Source organism: Desulfovibrio sp. ZJ200 (assembly GCF_011039095.1).
Classification (GTDB): Bacteria; Desulfobacterota; Desulfovibrionia; order Desulfovibrionales; family Desulfovibrionaceae; genus Desulfovibrio.
Map to the genome: position 1 here is coordinate 1 of NZ_JAAKEH010000052.1, position 17,773 is coordinate 17,773.

General features: G+C 55.5%; 27 protein-coding genes, 1 other RNA gene and 1 pseudogene. 20 read left to right on the forward strand and 9 right to left on the reverse strand.

Annotated elements, in window-relative coordinates:
• Together G7Y52_RS12350 and G7Y52_RS12355 are read left to right on the forward strand one after the other, a co-directional pair.
• A pseudogene (locus tag G7Y52_RS12350) lies at positions 1-128 on the forward strand (IS481 family transposase); the annotation flags it as partial.
• 66 nt (positions 129-194) lie between these two features.
• Positions 195-656 carry a hypothetical protein gene (locus G7Y52_RS12355; protein WP_165072379.1) on the forward strand — a complete coding sequence of 154 codons (462 nt, stop codon included), beginning with the start codon at positions 195-197 and terminating at the stop codon, positions 654-656.
• A 340-nt stretch (positions 657-996) separates the two neighbouring features.
• Here G7Y52_RS12355 and G7Y52_RS12360 read toward each other — a convergent pair whose 3' ends face one another.
• From G7Y52_RS12360 to G7Y52_RS12380, 5 genes are all read right to left on the reverse strand, one after another.
• Positions 997-1,674: a site-specific integrase gene (locus G7Y52_RS12360; RefSeq protein ID WP_165072421.1), complete on the reverse strand. Its 678-nt coding sequence runs from the start codon at positions 1,672-1,674 to the stop codon at positions 997-999.
• Positions 1,675-1,695: 21 nt separating this feature from the next.
• Positions 1,696-2,244: a hypothetical protein gene (locus G7Y52_RS12365; RefSeq protein ID WP_165072381.1), complete on the reverse strand. Its 549-nt coding sequence runs from the start codon at positions 2,242-2,244 to the stop codon at positions 1,696-1,698.
• Positions 2,245-2,737: 493 nt separating this feature from the next.
• The gene (locus G7Y52_RS12370) at positions 2,738-2,935 is read right to left on the reverse strand and encodes a hypothetical protein (protein WP_241159740.1); all 198 of its coding nucleotides are present in this window, start codon (positions 2,933-2,935) and stop codon (positions 2,738-2,740) included.
• A gap of 17 nt (positions 2,936-2,952) precedes the next feature.
• Entirely contained in the window at positions 2,953-3,237 is a 285-nt protein-coding gene (locus tag G7Y52_RS12375) for a hypothetical protein (RefSeq protein WP_165072385.1), read from the reverse strand.
• A gap of 8 nt (positions 3,238-3,245) precedes the next feature.
• Positions 3,246-3,560 carry a DUF883 family protein gene (locus G7Y52_RS12380; protein WP_165072387.1) on the reverse strand — a complete coding sequence of 105 codons (315 nt, stop codon included), beginning with the start codon at positions 3,558-3,560 and terminating at the stop codon, positions 3,246-3,248.
• Positions 3,561-4,051: 491 nt separating this feature from the next.
• Here G7Y52_RS12380 and G7Y52_RS12385 point away from each other — a divergent pair, with 491 nt between their 5' ends.
• From G7Y52_RS12385 to G7Y52_RS12395, 3 genes are all read left to right on the forward strand, one after another.
• Complete coding sequence (locus G7Y52_RS12385) at positions 4,052-5,077, forward strand: class I SAM-dependent methyltransferase (protein WP_165072389.1); 1,026 nt, start codon at positions 4,052-4,054, stop codon at positions 5,075-5,077.
• Between the two features lie 135 nt (positions 5,078-5,212).
• A complete protein-coding gene (locus G7Y52_RS12390; RefSeq protein WP_165072390.1) occupies positions 5,213-5,380 on the forward strand; it encodes a hypothetical protein in 168 nt (55 codons plus the stop codon).
• A gap of 174 nt (positions 5,381-5,554) precedes the next feature.
• Positions 5,555-6,364: a class I SAM-dependent methyltransferase gene (locus G7Y52_RS12395; protein WP_165072392.1), complete on the forward strand. Its 810-nt coding sequence runs from the start codon at positions 5,555-5,557 to the stop codon at positions 6,362-6,364.
• Here the strand turns inward: G7Y52_RS12395 and G7Y52_RS12400 are convergent.
• Positions 6,342-6,743 (reverse strand): methylated-DNA--[protein]-cysteine S-methyltransferase, encoded by a 402-nt coding sequence (locus G7Y52_RS12400; protein WP_165072424.1) that lies wholly within the window; start codon positions 6,741-6,743, stop codon positions 6,342-6,344. The two genes, G7Y52_RS12395 and G7Y52_RS12400, sit on opposite strands and share 23 nt — an antisense overlap.
• Positions 6,744-6,811: 68 nt before the next feature.
• Positions 6,812-8,044, reverse strand: coding sequence for an MFS transporter (locus tag G7Y52_RS12405; protein ID WP_165072394.1), 1,233 nt, complete (start codon positions 8,042-8,044; stop codon positions 6,812-6,814).
• Positions 8,045-8,391: 347 nt separating this feature from the next.
• Between G7Y52_RS12405 and G7Y52_RS12410 the strand changes: the two genes are divergently transcribed.
• The 14 genes from G7Y52_RS12410 (at position 8,392) to G7Y52_RS12470 (ending at position 16,383) form a co-directional block, all read left to right on the forward strand.
• A complete protein-coding gene (locus G7Y52_RS12410) occupies positions 8,392-8,760 on the forward strand; it encodes a hypothetical protein (RefSeq protein WP_165072396.1) in 369 nt (122 codons plus the stop codon).
• Positions 8,753-9,220 (forward strand): hypothetical protein, encoded by a 468-nt coding sequence (locus G7Y52_RS12415; RefSeq protein WP_206215293.1) that lies wholly within the window; start codon positions 8,753-8,755, stop codon positions 9,218-9,220. The genes G7Y52_RS12410 and G7Y52_RS12415 overlap by 8 nt, the downstream gene beginning before the upstream one ends.
• A gap of 4 nt (positions 9,221-9,224) precedes the next feature.
• Positions 9,225-9,953, forward strand: coding sequence for a hypothetical protein (locus G7Y52_RS12420; RefSeq protein ID WP_165072400.1), 729 nt, complete (start codon positions 9,225-9,227; stop codon positions 9,951-9,953).
• Between the two features lie 175 nt (positions 9,954-10,128).
• Positions 10,129-12,507, forward strand: coding sequence for a hypothetical protein (locus G7Y52_RS12425; RefSeq protein ID WP_165072402.1), 2,379 nt, complete (start codon positions 10,129-10,131; stop codon positions 12,505-12,507).
• Between the two features lie 38 nt (positions 12,508-12,545).
• Positions 12,546-12,761, forward strand: coding sequence for a transposase (locus tag G7Y52_RS12430; protein ID WP_277424312.1), 216 nt, complete (start codon positions 12,546-12,548; stop codon positions 12,759-12,761).
• Positions 12,762-12,814: 53 nt separating this feature from the next.
• The gene (locus tag G7Y52_RS12435) at positions 12,815-12,961 is read left to right on the forward strand and encodes a hypothetical protein (RefSeq protein WP_165072407.1); all 147 of its coding nucleotides are present in this window, start codon (positions 12,815-12,817) and stop codon (positions 12,959-12,961) included.
• Between the two features lie 140 nt (positions 12,962-13,101).
• On the forward strand, positions 13,102-13,347 hold the full coding sequence (locus G7Y52_RS12440; protein ID WP_165072409.1) for a hypothetical protein: 246 nt from the start codon (positions 13,102-13,104) through the stop codon (positions 13,345-13,347).
• Positions 13,348-13,421, forward strand: an RNA gene (locus tag G7Y52_RS12445) — hammerhead ribozyme type II.
• Between the two features lie 639 nt (positions 13,422-14,060).
• Positions 14,061-14,645, forward strand: a complete 585-nt coding sequence (locus tag G7Y52_RS15370) for a hypothetical protein (protein WP_241159741.1) — start codon at positions 14,061-14,063, stop codon at positions 14,643-14,645.
• On the forward strand, positions 14,642-14,989 hold the full coding sequence (locus tag G7Y52_RS12455) for a TraK family protein (RefSeq protein WP_165072414.1): 348 nt from the start codon (positions 14,642-14,644) through the stop codon (positions 14,987-14,989). The genes G7Y52_RS15370 and G7Y52_RS12455 overlap by 4 nt, the downstream gene beginning before the upstream one ends.
• Before the next feature lie 3 nt (positions 14,990-14,992).
• Positions 14,993-15,496, forward strand: coding sequence for a hypothetical protein (locus G7Y52_RS12460; protein ID WP_241159742.1), 504 nt, complete (start codon positions 14,993-14,995; stop codon positions 15,494-15,496).
• On the forward strand, positions 15,441-15,722 hold the full coding sequence (locus G7Y52_RS15375) for a hypothetical protein (protein ID WP_241159743.1): 282 nt from the start codon (positions 15,441-15,443) through the stop codon (positions 15,720-15,722). Before G7Y52_RS12460 ends, G7Y52_RS15375 begins: the two co-directional genes overlap by 56 nt.
• Positions 15,723-15,734: 12 nt before the next feature.
• Positions 15,735-16,133: a hypothetical protein gene (locus G7Y52_RS12465; RefSeq protein WP_165072416.1), complete on the forward strand. Its 399-nt coding sequence runs from the start codon at positions 15,735-15,737 to the stop codon at positions 16,131-16,133.
• Complete coding sequence (locus tag G7Y52_RS12470) at positions 16,108-16,383, forward strand: toxin co-regulated pilus biosynthesis Q family protein (RefSeq protein WP_165072419.1); 276 nt, start codon at positions 16,108-16,110, stop codon at positions 16,381-16,383. Before G7Y52_RS12465 ends, G7Y52_RS12470 begins: the two co-directional genes overlap by 26 nt.
• Positions 16,384-16,512: 129 nt before the next feature.
• Here the strand turns inward: G7Y52_RS12470 and G7Y52_RS12475 are convergent, their stop codons facing one another.
• Entirely contained in the window at positions 16,513-16,836 is a 324-nt protein-coding gene (locus tag G7Y52_RS12475; protein ID WP_241159744.1) for a HigA family addiction module antitoxin, read from the reverse strand.
• Between the two features lie 134 nt (positions 16,837-16,970).
• Entirely contained in the window at positions 16,971-17,252 is a 282-nt protein-coding gene (locus G7Y52_RS12480) for a type II toxin-antitoxin system RelE/ParE family toxin (protein ID WP_165070947.1), read from the reverse strand.
• A 54-nt stretch (positions 17,253-17,306) separates the two neighbouring features.
• On the opposite strand from G7Y52_RS12480, the gene G7Y52_RS12485 reads away from it, so the two are divergent.
• Positions 17,307-17,773, forward strand: a 467-nt coding sequence (locus G7Y52_RS12485) for a hypothetical protein (protein WP_165072377.1), incomplete at its 3' end; no start/stop codon positions are given.

A 17,773-nucleotide genomic window follows, 5' to 3' on the forward strand; every position in this document is an offset into this window, starting at 1 on the left:
ATGCCTGGCTGAATGAGTACAACACGGAGCGAAGCCACCAGGGCAAGATGTGTTGCGGACGGACGCCCATGCAAACCCTGCTTGACGGCAAGGCCATCTGGAAGGAAAAGGTCGGGCAGCTCAACTAACCAGACAACGGACCCATCAAAACGGAGACTACTGTCAGATCAAGTCTGAACTACTACAATTTAAGTATGCTCTACGGGCTGGAAAATTTGCTTCCTCCTGCGGGCGACCTCTATGCATTACCTGGCATCAATAGCTGTTTCCGGCCCGTCATTAAGAAGGCTGTAAATATAGCCATCAATGCCAATAATGAAACTTCCGCCATGCAGGCTATCAATATTGAAAACAGGCAGTTCACAGATAAAACAGGTCTTCTTCCACCTTCTCCAAAAATACTTCTTGAGACTTTGAAAGAAACTCATAGCCCTATCCAGAAATATCTATGTACAGGCTACGGAGTAAGGCTTCAATTTCTTGATAGCTCTATAGCTGAACAAATTATGCTATCCTTGGCAGAAGATGATATTTGCTGTCTTTGTATTCATGACAGCTTCATAGTAGGCAAAGAATACCAAAACCAGTTATATAAACTCATGATTAGCCAGTTTGCCAGCTTATTCAATTTCAATCCTAGAATTTCTATCAAGTAATTTTTTTCAGCCATTCAAGTTCTCTCTAAGCATATCAGAATCATTTTTTTTATTATCAGAGATATTCTCTTAGAGGTATCTATCCCTTTCTTACCATTACTCATCCAAAATTTTTTTATTTTTACCTATATTTTACCTTGTTTTAGAAGATGATCGGTTCATTTTTTTTAATGATTATTTTACTCATTGCATCATACCATACTTGTATTTAAATATAGCTATGTTATATAAATATGTTTTTATATTTTGTATGAGTGTTTGTGATTACTTAACTTGATTGCTAAATATAGAGATATTAGCTAGTAATCTGGAAGAAATTTTACATGTTATTATCAAGGGATCAATTCGTCTGTTTCCTGAAGCGAATAACCCTCGCTTGTTCTTTTCTTCCCTCTGTTGGCTCAAGTGCCCCGTTGAGCACATTGACAGCCTGCCTCATGCTTTCGCTGCTGAGATGGGCATATCTTTGAACCATTCTGGCTTCTGAATGACCCATGAGACGTTGGATATTATACAGGGGGATTTGCCCCTGAGCGAGCCAGGAGGCAAAAGTGTGGCGCAAAGTATGAAATACCACCTGCTGTTTTGGATCATCAATCCCGTCATTCAAGCCAAGTTCTTTGACAACCTTCCGAAAGGTTTTTGAAACTCGCTCACGTTTGTTGCCGTTAGTGGCTGGAAACAATAATTGGTCGCGTCCGGCTGAGCTTTTGGCGCGCTCTGTAAGGATATGGCGCACCTCGTCAGTAAAGAAGGCATAGCGAGAATTGCCAGCCTTAGTCCCACGAAGGAAGATAGTGCCCGTATCCATATTTATGTCCGCCCACTGGAGCTTGAATATCTCTCCGGCACGCAGGCCACAGAATAAGGAGAGGGTTGCCATATCCCGTAACTCCAGGCTGTGCTTTCCTAATTCATCAAGGAGCAGCCTGGCTTCTTCCCTGGTAAGGAATCGAGCGCGTTCATTATCAAGGCGCGAGATTTTGAATCGCCTCGTTGGGGAATCGCCGCTGGCGATGCCTTTATCCTTGGCATATGTTCATACCTGAGAAATCACAGAGAGGGCATATTTTATGGTGCGCGGCTTTCTGCCAGCTTCCCGCATTGAGTTTATAATTTTCTCAATATGGGAGTAGCCTATTTCTAAGAGGGGTACGGTTTGGAGGACAGGTGAAATCCATTTCGTGTGCAAGGCTTTTTCGGATTCGATGCTGCCTTTTTTCTTTTTAAGGCTAGTGGTGGGGAAATATTCCTCCTCGAAGAATCTCCCGTAAAGGACAGATTGCCGTTGGGCACGTTGTGCGCGTTCCTGCTCGCGGATTTTGGCTTCTTCGTTCTGTTCGCGTCTTTCAGTCAGGGATTGCGGCCCGGCTCCAAGACGGATGTTCTCACGAATCTCACCAAGGAGCTTGCTCGCTTTTTCGGCAGTCATGCCTTCAGAAGCCCAGCCTGCGCCTTCTTCCTTAAGTTGACTGTTTACCCGGTAGCGGATGAAAAAATAGCGGTCTTGGCGTACCCCGTGTTTTCGAGTCGCGTGTTCGCGGTATCTGACACCGGGATATGAGGTAGGTTTCTTCTCTCTGCTCATTCTGGCCCCACAATGGCCCCACATTTTAAAGCAAAAGAAGGGGAAAAACGGTTAGGAGGTGTTAAGGTCTTGTATGTCTAATCTCCTTGCCTGGCAAGGAAAATATGGAAAATTGAAAAAGAGAGTTAAGATAGTATGCTCGGAATGGGGTTCAAGAGGCCGTCAGTTCAATTCTGTCCAGCTCCACCAGAAAAGTAAAAAACCCCGATCATTGTGACTGATCGGGGTTTTTTGCGTGTGGCGGCTGTGCCGCCTTGCGGATGGCGACAGCAGAGACAGGCGCAGGAGAAATTTACTTTCGCTGTGAAGCGTCGGAGCGAGTGTTTCAAAAGCGATATGCTTGATCAGAGTAACTTTCAAGCGCCGCGCGTCACAGGTTTCGTTCCGCCCCACTGACCGGAGGCCAGGCCCTTCAGGGCCTGCCTCCGGTCAGTGGGGCGGAACCCACGCCGCAAGACGGCTAGAGTATTGTAAAACTGCCATACTCTGACGCTCACCGCCGCCTGGGCGCAAGGCCCAGGCGTTCGGCCAGGGTCCAGGCCTGAAGCCCCAAGGGCAGCAGGCCTGCCGCAGCCGCGCGGCAGCGCAGCGATCCCCAGGCCAGGCCCGCCAGAAAAGCCGTGCTCACAGTGCGCAACGGTCTTCTTTTGAGAAAGGCCAGGGGATCAAAGCGGGCCGCAGCAGAACGCAAACGCTCCTTGGCTTCCCCTACGCTGCAGTTTTTTTCTTTGGGAGCGACATCCATAACAAGCCTCCGGCGATGCCCGCGCAGATCAGCCCGATGATGCACAACACCCAGGCCGGATGCAGCACAAGCGAGAGGGCCTTGTACAAGGCCGCCACAAAAAAAGCCACAGCCGCGACGCCGAAGAGCAGCCCCAGCGCAAGCAGCAAAGCCATGCGCAACGTGCGCAGAACATTGTGCCGCAGGAGCTGCCCTTCGGCCTCAAGCAGGTCGAAAAAACTGATGATGCATTCAGTCAGACCTTTCACGGGACTGCTTACCTGGCTTGACGGAACAACCAGGAAAGCACGCAACCCGCGCCGAAGGCCACGGCCACGCATGTCAGGGGGTGCTTGCGCACATGCTCGCCCATGCTTTCCACGCCCGCGCTGCCTGCCTCATACATTTGGTGCATTTTGTCGGTGGCCATTTTCCGGTAATGCTCCAGTTCGTTCTCCAGTTTGGCGATCAAATCCGACGATACGGCCGATCCGCTCTCGCCCAGCGATTTGACCAGTGTTTCCACCTGATCGCGCAGGTTGGTCAACTCATTGCGCAAGGCATCCATAGGTTCTTCATTGTTTTCAGCCATGATACTATCTCCTGTTCGGGCAGCGCCCTTGTATTCGGAATAAGGGACAGATCATGTGATCCGTCCGGGTGCAATATAGATAATCAAATATTGCAAAGATGGCAATTCGCCGCTCTCAGTCTTCATCCGCTCCCGATCCATGCGGATTTGGATTTTTACATGCCGTGATACCTTTCCTCGCTCGGCCTTGCAGTCGGATGCTCTTGTCCCCTGTCCCGAGACTGCCCGGCGTGGCTGTTCCGCAGCCCGGCGGCCGACAGCCGGGCCCTGCCCCTGGCGCGCAGGCAAAAGGGGATATAGCCGGGATTGCATTTTTAGGGTATGTATGACCAAAAGATTGCCACGCGCAAACCTCTTCCCGCTCAAGCCATAAGGGCTTTTTTTCAAGCGCGCATGACTGCGGCAGGCGGCAAAGCCTGGCCGCGGCAAGCTCGACGGCTTCAGCCTCGGGCCGGGTTCCGGCCTTTCGTCATGCAGTGAAGGAACAGCAGATGCCCGCTTATCAGACCTTCCCTTACCGTACCGGCTCCTCCAACTCTCTGGAAAAGCTTGCCTGTCTGGCTCTGCCCCCGCTGGCGGGCAAAAGTTTTCTGGATGTGGGCTGCAACGAGGGCTTTTTCTGTGGCTACGCTTTTTTTGAGGGCGCGCGCAAGGTGCTGGGCATTGACCGGAACGCGTCCTTTCTTGCCGCTGCGCGGCGCTTCTTCCCGGAGTGCGTCTTTCTTGAGCAGGATTGGGAAGATCTGGACCCAACGCAAAAATTCGATGTCATTCTCTGCGCCTCGGCCCTGCATTACGCCGTGGATCAGGAGAAGCTGCTTCATTCACTGGCGGGCATGCTCGCGCCGGACGGCCTGCTGGTTCTGGAGCTTGGCATTGCGCCCGGCGACGAGGCGCAATGGGTTGAGGTGCGGCGCAGCATAGACGTGCGCCGCTTTCCCACCCGGCGCCTGCTGGAATCCATCCTCAACGGCTACGCCTGGAAAGACATGGGGCAGAGTCCGCAGCAGATCGGCGATCCTCTGCCGCGTTTTGTCTACCATATCCGCCGCAAAAAACCCTGTATCTTTCTGCTCCTGCAGGAGTCCGGCTCCGGCAAGACTTCCATCCGCCGGGAAATTTTCGGCGCGCACGCCGCCATTGTCGGAGACATGCTGATCGCGCAGATCGCCGCCGGGCAGATTGCCTGCGCCGAGCCCCTGCGCGCCTGCGCGGCGCGGAGCTTCAATCCCGCGCAGATCAGCCATGCCGTGCGGCGGATCTGCGCCGCGGGGCTGCTGCCGGAGTATCTTGCCCTGGCGCTGAGCCGGGCCGAGGGCCGTACGGCGGTTTATGACGGTTATATCCCGTCGGAATATCATGGGATAGTGGAGGCGTATTGCGCCGCGCACGGCTATCTGCCCGTGCTGCTGCGCTGGCCCGCTCCGCACGCCCTGGGCAATTGCGGCGCGCACGCCAGACAGGAGGCGCGCAAATACCAGATGTATCTGGCGGCAGCCATGAAAAAAAACCGCTGATCCCGGCCAGGCGCGGACGCGGCGCAAAACGGGAGCAAAACGAAAAGCCGCTGCGCAAGCCAGAGGCAGTGACTGCGGGGGCGGCGCGGGCGGGGCTCAGCCATCGACACGGCCAAGGCCACAGCCTGTATTGGATTGATCATTCTCACGATCAGCGCCACGGATGCCCCCTGCGCCGGGCTATCGGTCATTGACAAAGACGACGGCAACTTCGGCAGATATTTGTTGTATCCCAAAAATCCCGATGCGGTCATTGTGGATTCCGCAGTCATTGCCGCCGCGCATTCCCCGCAGGAAGCCTGACCGGCAGAGGACTCGGCAACAAATGGGGCACGCTGCAACAAAATGTTGCCGAACCATCTGCCGCACACCGCCATAAGGCGGCGAAAGCAACCTTTTGTTACATGCATACACATGCCTGACATCCGAATCCGGCCGCGGCATGTTTTTCTTCACCGTACACACGCAGGAGGCTGCATGCAGATGCGCGCGCTCGGATATTTCAGGGATCGCTGGCCCTTCGGCCATGATTTGAGCTTTTCCCCGGCGCTTGTGGAGCGTCTGGTGCGCGCCAGCGGCGCCGACCCCTGGCACAGCTACGCCATACTGAGCAGACGGTGGCGGCGGCATGTCTGCGCGGCCTGCTCCTGGCTCGCCGAGACCCTGCCGCGCGACGCCCTGATCTTCGAGCCGGGCTGCGGCAGCGGGGCCAATCTGCTCTGGCTGGCCCGGCAAGGCTTCAGCCGCCTGCAAGGCACGGATGTCCAGCTCGAAGCCCTGCAATTATGCCGCGAGCTTGCCAGGGAGCAAGGCTGCGGCCTGGATGTCTGGCAGGACGACGCCATGCGGCCCGTGCGGCCCCCGCAGGCCGTGGACGCCATTCTTTCCGTGAACTGGCTGTATCACATCCCGGGCGCAAGCCTGGAAGGCTTTTTGCGCACCTACCGCCCGGCCCTGCGTCCCGGCGGGCTCATTGCCTGCGACGTGGTGGACAAGGCCTACAACGCCGTGCGCGGCAACCGCTACCATACCAAGGACAGTCACTTGCCCGAAGCGCGCCGGCGGCCCTCGGAATATGTGTTTCGCCTGAACCACGACGAGGTGGAACGCATTGCCGCCGCCTGCGGTTTCTGCGTGCTGCGCCGCACGCGCTTTCTGCTCAGTCGCCCGCAGCGCGCGGTGTACCTGCTGCAAGCCGCCGAAACCGCGGCTGCCAAGGCCCCGGCAAAGGCGGCAACCCTTGCCCCGGCGGTTCCCGACCCGCTCAAAGGCTCCCTTCAAGCCTAAGCAGAGCTTTTTTGAGCGGCAGGCCCCCGCCGTAGCCCACCAGGCTGCCGTCCGCGCCGATGACCCGATGGCAGGGGATCACAATGCTGATGGGATTGCGATTGTTGGCCAGGCCCACGGCCCGGCAGCCCCGGGGGCAGCCCACGGCCTCGGCGATCTGTTTGTAACTGCGCGTCTCGCCGTAGGGGATGCGGGTCAGGGCCTCCCAGACCTTGCGCTGAAAATCCGTGCCCCGGGGGGCCAGTGGCAGGTCGAAAGATCTGCGACGGCCGGCCAGATATTCCTCCAGTTGGGCGCGGGCCCGGCGCAGGATCGGGCTTTCCTGGCACAGCGCGTCCGCAGGAACGGCACTCTTGCCCTTGGCGGACAGGCCCAGCATCACGATCCGGCCGTCCTCCTCCACAACGGTCGCTTCGCCCAGAGACAGAACATAGGTTTGGGCATGTTTCACGCCTGGGCCTCCTTTGCTTTGGCGGACGCGGACGCAACCAGCAGAAAAGCGAAAAATGCGCCCAGCACCGCCACCACGGTCAGGCTCTGCATGGCGCGGGGCAGGCCGTAGACGTCGGCTATGCGGCCCAGCACGGGCGCGGCGATGCCCCCCATGCTGCTGGCCAGGCCCAGGGTCACGCCCGAGGCCAGGCCGATATTTTTGGCCAGATATTTTTGACCCAGCACCACCATGGAACTGAACGGCGCATACAGGGAAAAGCCCAGGGGCAGCAGCAGAGCGTAGGCCGCGTAAAGATTATCCGCAAAGCCGAAAAGAATCACGGTCGGAATCAGCAGCAGATACGCGAGCCGGATGATTTTCAGATAACCGAAGCGATCCGAAAGCATGCCGCCGATGAAGTTGCTGAGCACGCCGAAGGTGCAGAAGCAGGTCAGGGCCAGGGCCCCGGCATCCTTGGACTGCCCGAAATGACCGACCCAGTAGAGTGGAATAAAGGTATTGCAGCCCACAAAGAGAATGGAGCGGGAAATAATGGCTCCGGTGAGTTTGGAAAACTCCTTCCAGTTGTTCTCGCCGACGCTTTCCTCCTCTGTCTCCTCTGCCTGCCCGGCCGCTGCCTTTTTGCTTTCCGCGGCGGCCCGCGCAGAGCGTGAGCCGCTCATTGCCAGGGGCTTTTTCAGGCTTGTCATGCGCGCGATCTGAGAGAGCAGAATGCAAGCCATGAGCAGGGAAATGGCCCCGAACACGGCAGTGCCCCGCAGGCCGAAGCCGTTGATCGCGGCCACGGCCAGAACCGGCCCCAGCACAAAGCCGCCGTTGCCGCCCACGGAGAAAATGCTCAGGCCGGTGCCCTTGGTCCTGCCGGAAACCCTGTTGGCAAAGCGCGCCCCTTCGGGATGAAAGAGCGCCGCGCCCACGCCGCTCACCATGATCACCGCGAAGATGGCCCAATAACTGCTCATAAAGCCCACGGCCCCCAGGCCGCTCCCGGCCAGCAGCACGCCCAGGGGAATGAACCAGGGCTTGGAGAACCTGTCCGAGATCCAGCCGAACAGCGGCTGGATGATTGAGGCGAGGCAGGAAAAGGCAAACATCAGCCCGGCCGCGGCCTGGTAGTTGAAGCCGTAATTGGTGATCAGAAAGGGCAGCACCGCAGGCAGGGCCCCGCCGTTCACGTCGCACGACAAATGGCCCAGAGAGACGAGCAGAAGTTTCTTTGTGTCCATGGCCGGACGCTACACCAAAGGCCGGGTAAATCCAAGCCGGGGCAAAGCGCCTCACCGCGTGCGGGGCCTGGCCCCGCAGGCCGGGCGCGTCCGGTTCTACAGCGCCGCGACCCAACGTGCCTGCCATGCCTCGGCTGCTTCAGGAATGTGCGCGCCCACGACTCTGGCGACAGCCCTAGGGTGGGGCAATGCGCATCTTCCACCACGCTGTTGCTTTCACAGGAGCTTTTCATGGCAGAGCAAAAGAAAGAACAAGAGCTGTTTATTGACCTTGACAAGAACCAGCATGCCACGGCGCTCTCCGAAAACGCCTTTCTCCATCCAACAGAACTTAGAGCAGATTACCTTTGACTTTTTATGAAAGTCAAAGGTGGCATTCAGGCGAAAAACGCGGTTTTCGCCTGAATGTACGCCGCGTTGCGGCGGCTGCAGCTTTCGCGTCAGCAGAGCATTTTCAAAGTGAAAATGCTCTAATACTTTTTATGAACGTATCCAGAGTATTGTGCGTCATATCCCGTCGTTCAAAAAACAACTGGAAAATGTCTCTGCATCGGAACCGCCGGATGTCGGCTATGCGCGTTACCATGATGTCATCACGATCCATGGCAGGCGCGGCTCCGGAAAAACCACTTTCCTGCTTCGGCCCTGAGTTCGCTCAGAAAACGCGGCAGTTCTGGCTCTTCGGAAGGTCAGCTTGGCAATCTTTGCGTGCTTGATATCATGGACCCCACACTGTTTGGCCTCCATGATCATCTACTGCACTCGCTTTTGGGCAAGATCGTCCAGAAAGTGCGAAAGGACGTCAGGCGCCGCGAGATCTCCCTGTGTGATGACACCAATACACCGTGCCTTTTGGAGAAATGGGAAAGATCCCTGCGGGGTCTTGCAAAAGGTCTGAAATACGCAGGCGAAACGCGCGACGATCTGAAAAGTCCGGCCCCCCGCGCGGAGACCATTGACTGGATGGATGCTGAATTCCTTATGGAAAAGGGCATGGACACCGCAAACCATGGTGTCGATCTGGAACGGGCGTTCCACCGCTTTCTGAATGACAGCCTGACTATCCTTGGCAAGGATGCATTTGTGCTGGGTCTGGACGATATTGATAGTAGATATCCAGGAAGGAAGCCAAAAAGTCCGTATATTTTCTATCTTTCCTCTGATTGGAATTCTTGAAGATATGATCGAAAATCCACAATTTATCAGAATGTTTTTTACACAATATAAAGAAATTCCTACCTATACTGCATATTGTGAACAGGATGCCATTCCTGAAAATAGAGATGATAGCTCTGATGATATTTCTGATGGTATCTCTGATGATATCTCTTCCAATAACATAAGATATATCGTTCGTTTTATAAAAAAATGGACGCGTAGTTATTTTGATAATGACCAATTGCATTTATCACCAGTTCTTTGTTCCAGGATAATGAATCGCTTTTTTGCATCATTGAGAAAGATAGATTCTGAAAGTAGCAATGAAAACACATTCATTGGCATGTATGTGCATCGCTGTCTTGTTGCCTTCTTTAATAGTATTCTTGTAGAAGAATTTTTATTATGCCAGTTAGTGAGAAATATTAATATTGATTCGGCAAATCCTATTACGAATGATCAAATTTTTGTAAGTAATCTTTCAGAAGTAAACAATGGGATGTACTCTCTCCGTGAGATACTGCCACTATTTACGTTTGTATTCAGTTGTCCTCTCTGGGGATTATATCTAAAAAGCAGAGATGAAAATGGTAAAGAGATGCCAGTCTATACAGAATATATGAAGTTTCAAGATAGAGATAAAGAAGAACTTAAAGAAGCATATAAAGTAGTTTTACTCTTCGATAAGGAGAAAAAAGAATTTCCCAATCCATACTCTCCCCTCAATTCTCTTGCTATCCAAAGAAAATAACAAAAAACACGCATAAATACATCTCCGGGAATGCAAAGAGGACCAGAAGCCAATGCCCTTGAGGACTTTCCGTCATTTTTGTTCTGCCGCTCGGGTGCTGGATGTGTACCGGGAACCTGGCGCGCTCTTTTGGTCTCCGTCGGAGCTGGGCGCGCGGCTGCGGGAGGCTGTCGCATTGAGCCTGCGCACCGAACATATACGCATTCCCGATCATCAGCACCGCAATCGCGTCAGTCAGGCTTTTAATGAAAAGAATACGTTGGCAGAGATGCTTCTCATGGCCCTGGGAGCGATGGACGACGCCGGAGACACTCATTGCCTGAAGATTGATTACGATCGTCTCTATGTCCGTGCGGGACAACTGGAGGATTGGCAGCGCGAAGTGGCTGCCTGCCAAAGCCCGGTGCCCATCCTGGCAGCAGTATGGGCGCGCCATTGCAAAAAATTCGGCCATGAAGAAGGCGTCGGCATGGCGCGCGTCCGCCACGCCCTGTCCTATTCAACCCTGCCGGGAATCAATGACCAGCGACTGCAAAATCTTATTCAGGGTGGGGATGGTGGCCATCTCTGCGATTTGCATATCCATCTTAGCGGAGCGAGTGAGTTTACTCCGGTTTGGCTATACTCCTTGGCGCACGCGGGAACGACGTATAATGAGATTTACAAAGCACTTGATGCTGGAGGAACCCGCGTAAATTTCTTTCTTCATCAACTGCGCACAGATCACAGACAGATTTTGCACAATCTATATACTGCTGCAGAAGTACGCATGTATCTCTGCCGTCTGTTACAGACTTACAATACCCGTTCCAAGATTCCAAATATATTTCTGAAAATATATAGACTGTTGAAAGGGGATAAAGAGTACGAAGTTCTTACCTGCCACCATCCGTTTCGCCATCCATCCGTGCCAGGAAACGCTACTCCAGTGCAACGCGAAGGAGCCATGTGGCTGCATGCCATCTGGATCTTGCTTCATACTCACAACCACTCCCTCGCGAGACTGATGCATCTCTATTTACTGCTGATGAACCAGCATCTGCGTTTGCTGGTACAGCAGCCTGACCAGTATGGTTTTGACCAGTTCCAGTACATTACGCTTGCGGGCGCGCGTGAGGCAGCGGAATCTCCGCAACATGTGGGATTTACAGCCCGTTTTCGCCAGTTTCATGGTATGTATGGCCCTGATATGAAACATGTGGAGGCTCGGTTTTCGCCCAAGTCCAGCCCTGAAGAAACTTCTCAACTGCTCACGAGGATCTGGAGAGACTATCGCGCGGCTACAGAGGGCGCCGACCCAAAGTTTGTTCCGTGTCCCGGCTGCCCGCGCCAGGGCGAGGAGTCCCGACTGAAGGATGGAGCGGTGCGGACACGCCGGGCAGTACGGTCATCCGGCTATTCCCTGGGGCTGGTGGCCCACTTCATCAAGAAGCCGGACAACGACGGAGCCGCCTGCCGCCACAGGACATTGAGGGATGAAATTTTCCGCAAAGCGCAGGCATTGGTGGCGGTGCGTCAGTCCCTACAGCATAGCAACCCCGGCCTGTACGCGGCCTTGGTGGGCAAGGACGCCGCCGCAAACGAGCTGGACACGCCGCCAGAGGTATTTGCCCCTGTGTTCCGCTACCTCACGCGGGAAGGCATCAGTCACACCACATACCATGTAGGTGAGGACTTTGTACACCTCCTCTGCGGTATCCGTGCGGTGCATGAGGCTATCACCTTTCTTGGCTTATGTAGCGGAGACCGTATCGGTCATGCTACAGCCCTGGGGCTTGACCCCAAATTCACTACCGGAGAAGCCATCCACTGTGCCGGCGGACAGTGGCTGGATACTTTGATCTGGCTCAGCAGACTCTTGTATCAGCACCCGCGCTTGGCAGTCTATAAGGGGAAACTCTCCCAGCTCGAAATACGGATCGCCCGGCTCTATACGACTGTTTATAAAGTAACCCCCTGTCCGCAACTGCCCATACTCTGGAAGGCATGGGAACTGCGCGCATATGACCCTCGTGACATACAAGGGGAGCATGAGCCGATCCACCCCTTTCATCAGCAGGAGCGCAGGGCCGTGCTCGGGGAAAAAAGTTCGGTTGGTGATGAGATTTTTGCGAGGGCATGTGAGGAACTCCAGCGGTATCATCACCAGCGTGATCAGTGGGATGCTGTTATCACTATCCGCCCCGAGGACCAGCCGGGACCTGATCTGCTGCGCGCGGTACAAGATGAGATCATAAGGGAAATGCGTACAAAGAACATCCTGGTGGAAGCACTCCCCACCAGCAATGTGCGCATCAGTCGCTACGAAGTGACGCAGGACCATCATCTTATGCGCTGGCTGGACCCTGACGATTCGCGCCCCGCGCCGCAGGTGGTGCTCGGCACGGATGATCCTGGCATATTCTCCACAACCCTGCGCAACGAGTACAGCTTCATCCTGAACAAGTTTCAGGAGCAGTATCCTGGCAGTAGCGAAAAGCCCTATGAACTGATCCGGCACCTCATGGAAAACGGAGCATGCTACAAGTTTGCGCAGAAAGAGGATACCGCCTGAGAGCCTGCATGCAGGCATTGGAATAAATCATCGGGATTTTGAATCAGGCAGAGGCCGGCATGCGCGTGGTGGACGTGCGCCGACAGAACAGCATCTCTGACGCCACGTTTTACAAGTGGCGGGCAAAGTTTGGCGGCATGGATGTTTTTGATGCCAAACGCCTGCGACAGGAAAACTCCAGCCTCAAGAAAATGGCGGCAGAGCAGGCGCTGGACCTCTCCATCTTCAAGTATGGCCGGTCAAAAAACTTCTGAAGCCAGTATCATGCGGGGTGGTCATGCCTGCCGGCGCTTAGAGCGGTTTGCTGTTGAAATTAGAGCATTTTCTCTTTGAAAATGCTCTGCTGACGCGAAAGCGGCAGCCGTCGCAACGCGGCGTACATTCAGGCGAAAACCGCGTTTTTCGCCTGAATGCCACCTTTGACTTTCATAAAAAGTCAAATGTAAAGATATAGTTAAAAGAAGTTAATAATTAATGAGTGTTACGCCTATGCGGTGTGGCACTCTTTTTTTATTGTCAAACTCTTGCTAACCAAATGCGACTTGTTGAAATAATTGATTTTTTTAGTCAGCGGATATGCCAAGGAGAGCATCAATGCCTGAAGAAAGCACGATCCCAAAGCCTGTCGCCTATCCCGGCACCCATGTACAGATCCTTAATCCGCGCGCCAAAAACCCTGTATGGGAAGACGGTACCTGCCTGGACGCCCAATATAAGCTGCTGTCCTGTACGGGGTACTGGAGCTATCGCGTCAGACTGGACAGACAGAGTCCTGGCGGCAGACCCCTCATTGTTTCCGTGGGCAATTCAAGGGTCCGTGAAGCCGCGCAAGAAGCGTAAAGGCGAAACGCCGGCGCATTTGCGTCCGGCGTCGCTGTGGGCTCGGCGCCCACGGCCTGACGAGCCAGCCGCCCGGATTCACTCAAGCGCAGGAGCGTATTTGAGAAAAGCATAGGCCCAGGAAAGGCAAAAGCCTCTATGCGTCAACATAGAGGCCCATCTGCGGGAGTGATCCGCAAATTTTGTGGATTAACTCTAGCCGAAAGGCTTAGCGGCGTCAAGCTCCGCAGCTCTGTTTTACGCTCTTTTTCTTGGCCTGTCTGGAGTGATCAGACATGGAAACTTTCGTCCCACGAGGCCGGATAACCGGCCCCATTTTACCGGCATTCGTGCTGCAAGAAAAGCTCTCGCCCGGCGCAAAGATGCTTTATGCGCTTCTTTGCAATCACGCCTTTGACAAGGATCACTGTTGGCCCTCCCATAGGCTTCTGGCGCAAGAACTGGGCTACAGCGTTTCAAGCATCAAAAATTGGTTGGGTGAGCTGGAACGCGCCCGGCTGCTGGCCATCCGCCGCGCGGCGTATCGGTCCTCCACCTATGTGCTGCTGCGGCCCCGTGCCGGGGCGGCGTCCACTGCCTCCGCCGTCTCGGTCAGAGAGGGATCAAACTTTGGCTACCCCCAGGCAAACTCTGGCTACAGAAAAGAGTTTAAAGAAAATCGAGAAAAATATCCCCCCTTACCCCCCACACATTGCGCAACGCATTCCCGCGCAATGCCTGCCCGCGTCAAACGGGGTGGGGGGGATTTTCTTGCGGCCAACTCCCTTTTTGAGCGCCTTTGGGCTGTCTATCCGCGCCAAGAGGCAAAGGAGCTGGCCCGATCCGCGTGGCATCGGCTCTGGCGGTGCGGCGCGCTGCCGGCCCTGGATATTTTGCTGGCGGCCCTGGATCGCTTTCGCGCTTCGGCAAGCTGGAACAAGGAGCATGGCCGCTTTGTGCCGCAGCTTGTGAACTGGCTGCGTGGTCAGCGCTGGCTGGATGAAGCGCCCGAGGCCTCGGCGTCACCAGTGGGCGAATCGGCCATGACTCCAGAAAAAGGGGAACAGGTTCAACGCTGCCTGAAGCGCCTGGAAGAGCGCCGCCGGGTTGATCCGGCCCTGGAAGCAGCGCGTCCTGTCTTTGAGGCTTTCCTCTCGCGCTTTGCCGATGGGCAGAGCAAGAGGGGTCCGGCCTGGGGCCTGTGGTCTCTGCTCCATCGGCAGGGCAAAGCGCCGCACGCGGAAGAGGTTGATACGGCGATGGGCATCCTGGATTTCCTCATGCAATGGCGCACTGGTTTGCCAGGGCGGGCGGCATGACACGTCTTCGCTGGGGATCTGCAAAAGTGGAGTTCATTGCCGTGCAGCTTGAACTGCAACGACTTCTGACCGCCGGGCACTCCAAGAAAATGGCTTTTGAAAAACTGTCCGAGGTTGGCCGGATCAGCATGAGTTACACGCGGTTTTGTGAGCTTTGCAAAGGAAACAAGAAGAATCGGCCCAGCGCAAATCAACGGTCTCCAGTTGCCGCCAACGCCCTGGCCGGTTCTGGACAAGATAACGCCCCGGCCAGAAGCGGCCCGCGCGTTGTGGGCGTTAAAAGACATAAATTTGGCGAGCTGGATACCGACTATGATCCCTTGGGACTGGATAAGGAGAATTAATACATGGCCACAATCCATTTTATACTGCAAGGGAAGGGCGGGGTGGGAAAATCCATGATCGCCGTGATGCTGTACCAGGCTCTCCGGCATTTCAAAAAAGAGGTTCTGGCCTACGACACGGACCCGGTAAACGCCACCCTCTCTTCGTTCAAAGAGTTCAATGTGGCTTCTCTGGACATCATGCGGGACGGGAACATTGACGCCCGCAAGTTTGACGTGCTGCTGGAAGCTCTGGTCAACGCTCCGCAAGGCGCACACGTCATTGTGGACAATGGCGCGTCCTCCTTCATTGCCCTGGGCGCGTATCTCGCGGAAAACGACTTTCTGCCCCTGCTGGAAGAGCAAGGGCACAAGGTCTTTTTTCATTCCATCGTCACGGGCGGTCAGGCCCTGGGCGACACGATCCAGGGTCTGGCCAGGCTGGCCCTCGGGCTTCCCCACCTCCCCCATTGTGGTCTGGCTCAATCCCTTTTTTGGCGAGATTGCCATAGACGGCAAGGGTTTTGAGGAGTTCAAAATCTACAAGGAGTACTCCTCGCAGTTCCATGCGCTGATCGAACTGCCAATGGGCAACAAGGCCCTGATCGGCAAGGATCTGGAAGAACTGTTTGCCAAGCGCCAGAGCTTTGAGGCCGGGATCAACGGCAGCTCCACCTCCATTGCGGTCAAGGCGCGCCTGCGGCGCTACTGGAATCAGATTCTCTCCTGCGTCGAGCAGGCGGATTTGCTTTAAGGAGGCTGACCCATGTCCGACGATCTGCCTCCTGAGGAAATCTTGCAAAACCGGCCGGATGCAACGCCCACTGCCTTTGCTGCCGCTGCCGACAACGCGCCGCAATCTTCGCCCGCGCCCGAAGCGGAGCCATGCCTGCCGGACGGCTTGGGCCTGTCCGTGGAGGACGTGCGCGCCCTGCTGGCCAAAAAGCATAATCTGGCCGTGCCGGTGGATGACCCGCTGCTGATGATGGTCACGATCCAGAATGCTTTTCTTGGAGCGCAAACACAACTCCAGAAAAGGCATGAAAAAGCCCTGGCCGCCTTTATGGGCGAGCAGACCGCGACCTGCATGTCAGGCGTGGAAAAGAGCGTGTCCGACCGCGTCCTCCAGCGAAGCCCCGATGCCGGCAGCCGCCACGGCCATTGAGGCCGTGCCCGTCTGGGAGATCCACAAGGGCGAAATGCTGCGCGGCCTGATGGAAGGCTGGGCCGCCATAGCCGGCTACAGCCTGATCTGGAATGCGCAGAACGACTATGAAATGCGCAGTTCCGCCAGGTTTTCCGGCATCTTTGTGGACGCGGTGAAAAACTTTTTTGCGGCTCTTCAGGCCAATGGCCTGGCCCTGCGCGTGACCATCTACCAGGGCAACAAGGTCATGGAAGTGTCGGAGCACTAGAGCGGTTTGCTAATGAAATTAGCTAAACCGCTCTGGCGACAGCGTTAGCTGGCGCCCGCGCCGAATGAGCGTCCAGACCGCGTTCTGGACGCGAAATGATGGCGGCGCAGTGATTGAAAATGAATATTTTCAATCAAAAAATGCACTAGAGGCGGAGGAATGGGGATGTACGCGAGCCAGAATTGCAGCGCGTTTGCCGGAATGGGCAACCATATCCAGCTCATAGGTAACCTGACAGTTAAGCCAGAATTCCGCGCTGTTGCCGAAATAAGCGGCAAGACGCACCGCCGTGTCGGCGGAGATGCCGCGCTTGCCGGCGACAATGCCCTGAACCCGGCTCTGCGGCATGCCCGTGTCCAGGGCCAAGCGCGTCTGGCTCAGCCCCATAGGCTTCAAAAACTCTTCGTTCAAAATTTCGCCCGGATGAACGGGCGGCATGCGGTCGTGCATCATGACCTCCTAGAGTATATTGCTTTTAAAACGCTCGCTCCGGCGCTTAACGGCGAAAGTAAATTTCGCCTGCGCCTGCGCGGCGGGAATGGCTGCGCCCTGCCAGAGCGTTTAGCTAATTTCATTAGCAAAACGCTCTAATGGTAATCAACAATTTCGACACAATGCGCGTTTCCTTCACTCCAGACAAAGCAGATGCGCCATTGGCTGTTGATGCGGATGCTGTATTGCCCGGCCCGGTCACCTTTGAGGGCTTCCAACCGGTTCCCCGGGGGAACGCGCACGTCATTCAGGCAAACGGCGTTGTGCAGAATTTTGAGCTTGCGCATGGCGGCGCGCTGGATATCCGACGGCAGGTCGGCAACGCGGATGCCCCGAAACAGGCTTTCCGCCCGGCTGTCTTTGTAGCTCACAATCATGACAAAAGAATAACACTAGAAACGTGTAATGACAATCATATTACAGGGTAGCACATGAAAAACCCTCACTTCTTGCGCAGCATAGCCCTTCTTCTTGGCGTCCTCCTGTTCAGCTGCGCTCACAAGGGCGCGCCGGATCAGGAGCTGATAGAGGCCAAGGGCAGAGACTTCACCACGCTCTCCCGCTCCAGGGCCGTGGACGTGGCCGAACCCTGCATGGAGGCGCTGCTGGCTCAGCCCACTGTTGCCAACGGCTGGCAGCTCAGCGAAGCCTCCTGCTCAGGCCGGGCTGTCAGCGTGACCTGGGCGCACCAGAGTCAGGCTGATTTTCTGAGCCTGCCGGACCAGGCTGCTTTGAAAAGCCCACAGCTCGCAGTTTCCAGACTGACGCTGGCCACAGACCGCAAGGCCCGCACGGGCCAGAACTATCCGGCCATCCTGACGCGGGAAAGCGCTGCCCGGCATCTCTACCAGATTACCCAACAGGCGGGCGCCCGGCTGCGCCTGACATTTCAGAAGCC

Excerpts from the sequence above, each read along its gene's own strand:
- G7Y52_RS12355 (WP_165072379.1), top strand. The coding sequence starts at position 195 with ATGCTCTACGGGCTGGAAAATTTGCTTCCTCCTGCGGGCGACCTCTAT.
- G7Y52_RS12365 (WP_165072381.1), bottom strand. The coding sequence starts at position 2,244 with ATGAGCAGAGAGAAGAAACCTACCTCATATCCCGGTGTCAGATACCGC.
- G7Y52_RS12380 (WP_165072387.1), bottom strand. The coding sequence starts at position 3,560 with ATGGCTGAAAACAATGAAGAACCTATGGATGCCTTGCGCAATGAGTTG.
- G7Y52_RS12385 (WP_165072389.1), top strand. The coding sequence starts at position 4,052 with ATGCCCGCTTATCAGACCTTCCCTTACCGTACCGGCTCCTCCAACTCT.
- G7Y52_RS12395 (WP_165072392.1), top strand. The coding sequence starts at position 5,555 with ATGCAGATGCGCGCGCTCGGATATTTCAGGGATCGCTGGCCCTTCGGC.
- G7Y52_RS12400 (WP_165072424.1), bottom strand. The coding sequence starts at position 6,743 with ATGCTGGGCCTGTCCGCCAAGGGCAAGAGTGCCGTTCCTGCGGACGCG.
- G7Y52_RS12405 (WP_165072394.1), bottom strand. The coding sequence starts at position 8,044 with ATGGACACAAAGAAACTTCTGCTCGTCTCTCTGGGCCATTTGTCGTGC.
- G7Y52_RS12420 (WP_165072400.1), top strand. The coding sequence starts at position 9,225 with ATGATCGAAAATCCACAATTTATCAGAATGTTTTTTACACAATATAAA.
- G7Y52_RS12440 (WP_165072409.1), top strand. The coding sequence starts at position 13,102 with ATGCCTGAAGAAAGCACGATCCCAAAGCCTGTCGCCTATCCCGGCACC.
- G7Y52_RS15370 (WP_241159741.1), top strand. The coding sequence starts at position 14,061 with ATGCCTGCCCGCGTCAAACGGGGTGGGGGGGATTTTCTTGCGGCCAAC.
- G7Y52_RS12455 (WP_165072414.1), top strand. The coding sequence starts at position 14,642 with ATGACACGTCTTCGCTGGGGATCTGCAAAAGTGGAGTTCATTGCCGTG.
- G7Y52_RS12460 (WP_241159742.1), top strand. The coding sequence starts at position 14,993 with ATGGCCACAATCCATTTTATACTGCAAGGGAAGGGCGGGGTGGGAAAA.
- G7Y52_RS12465 (WP_165072416.1), top strand. The coding sequence starts at position 15,735 with ATGTCCGACGATCTGCCTCCTGAGGAAATCTTGCAAAACCGGCCGGAT.
- G7Y52_RS12470 (WP_165072419.1), top strand. The coding sequence starts at position 16,108 with ATGCCGGCAGCCGCCACGGCCATTGAGGCCGTGCCCGTCTGGGAGATC.
- G7Y52_RS12475 (WP_241159744.1), bottom strand. The coding sequence starts at position 16,836 with ATGATGCACGACCGCATGCCGCCCGTTCATCCGGGCGAAATTTTGAAC.
- G7Y52_RS12480 (WP_165070947.1), bottom strand. The coding sequence starts at position 17,252 with ATGATTGTGAGCTACAAAGACAGCCGGGCGGAAAGCCTGTTTCGGGGC.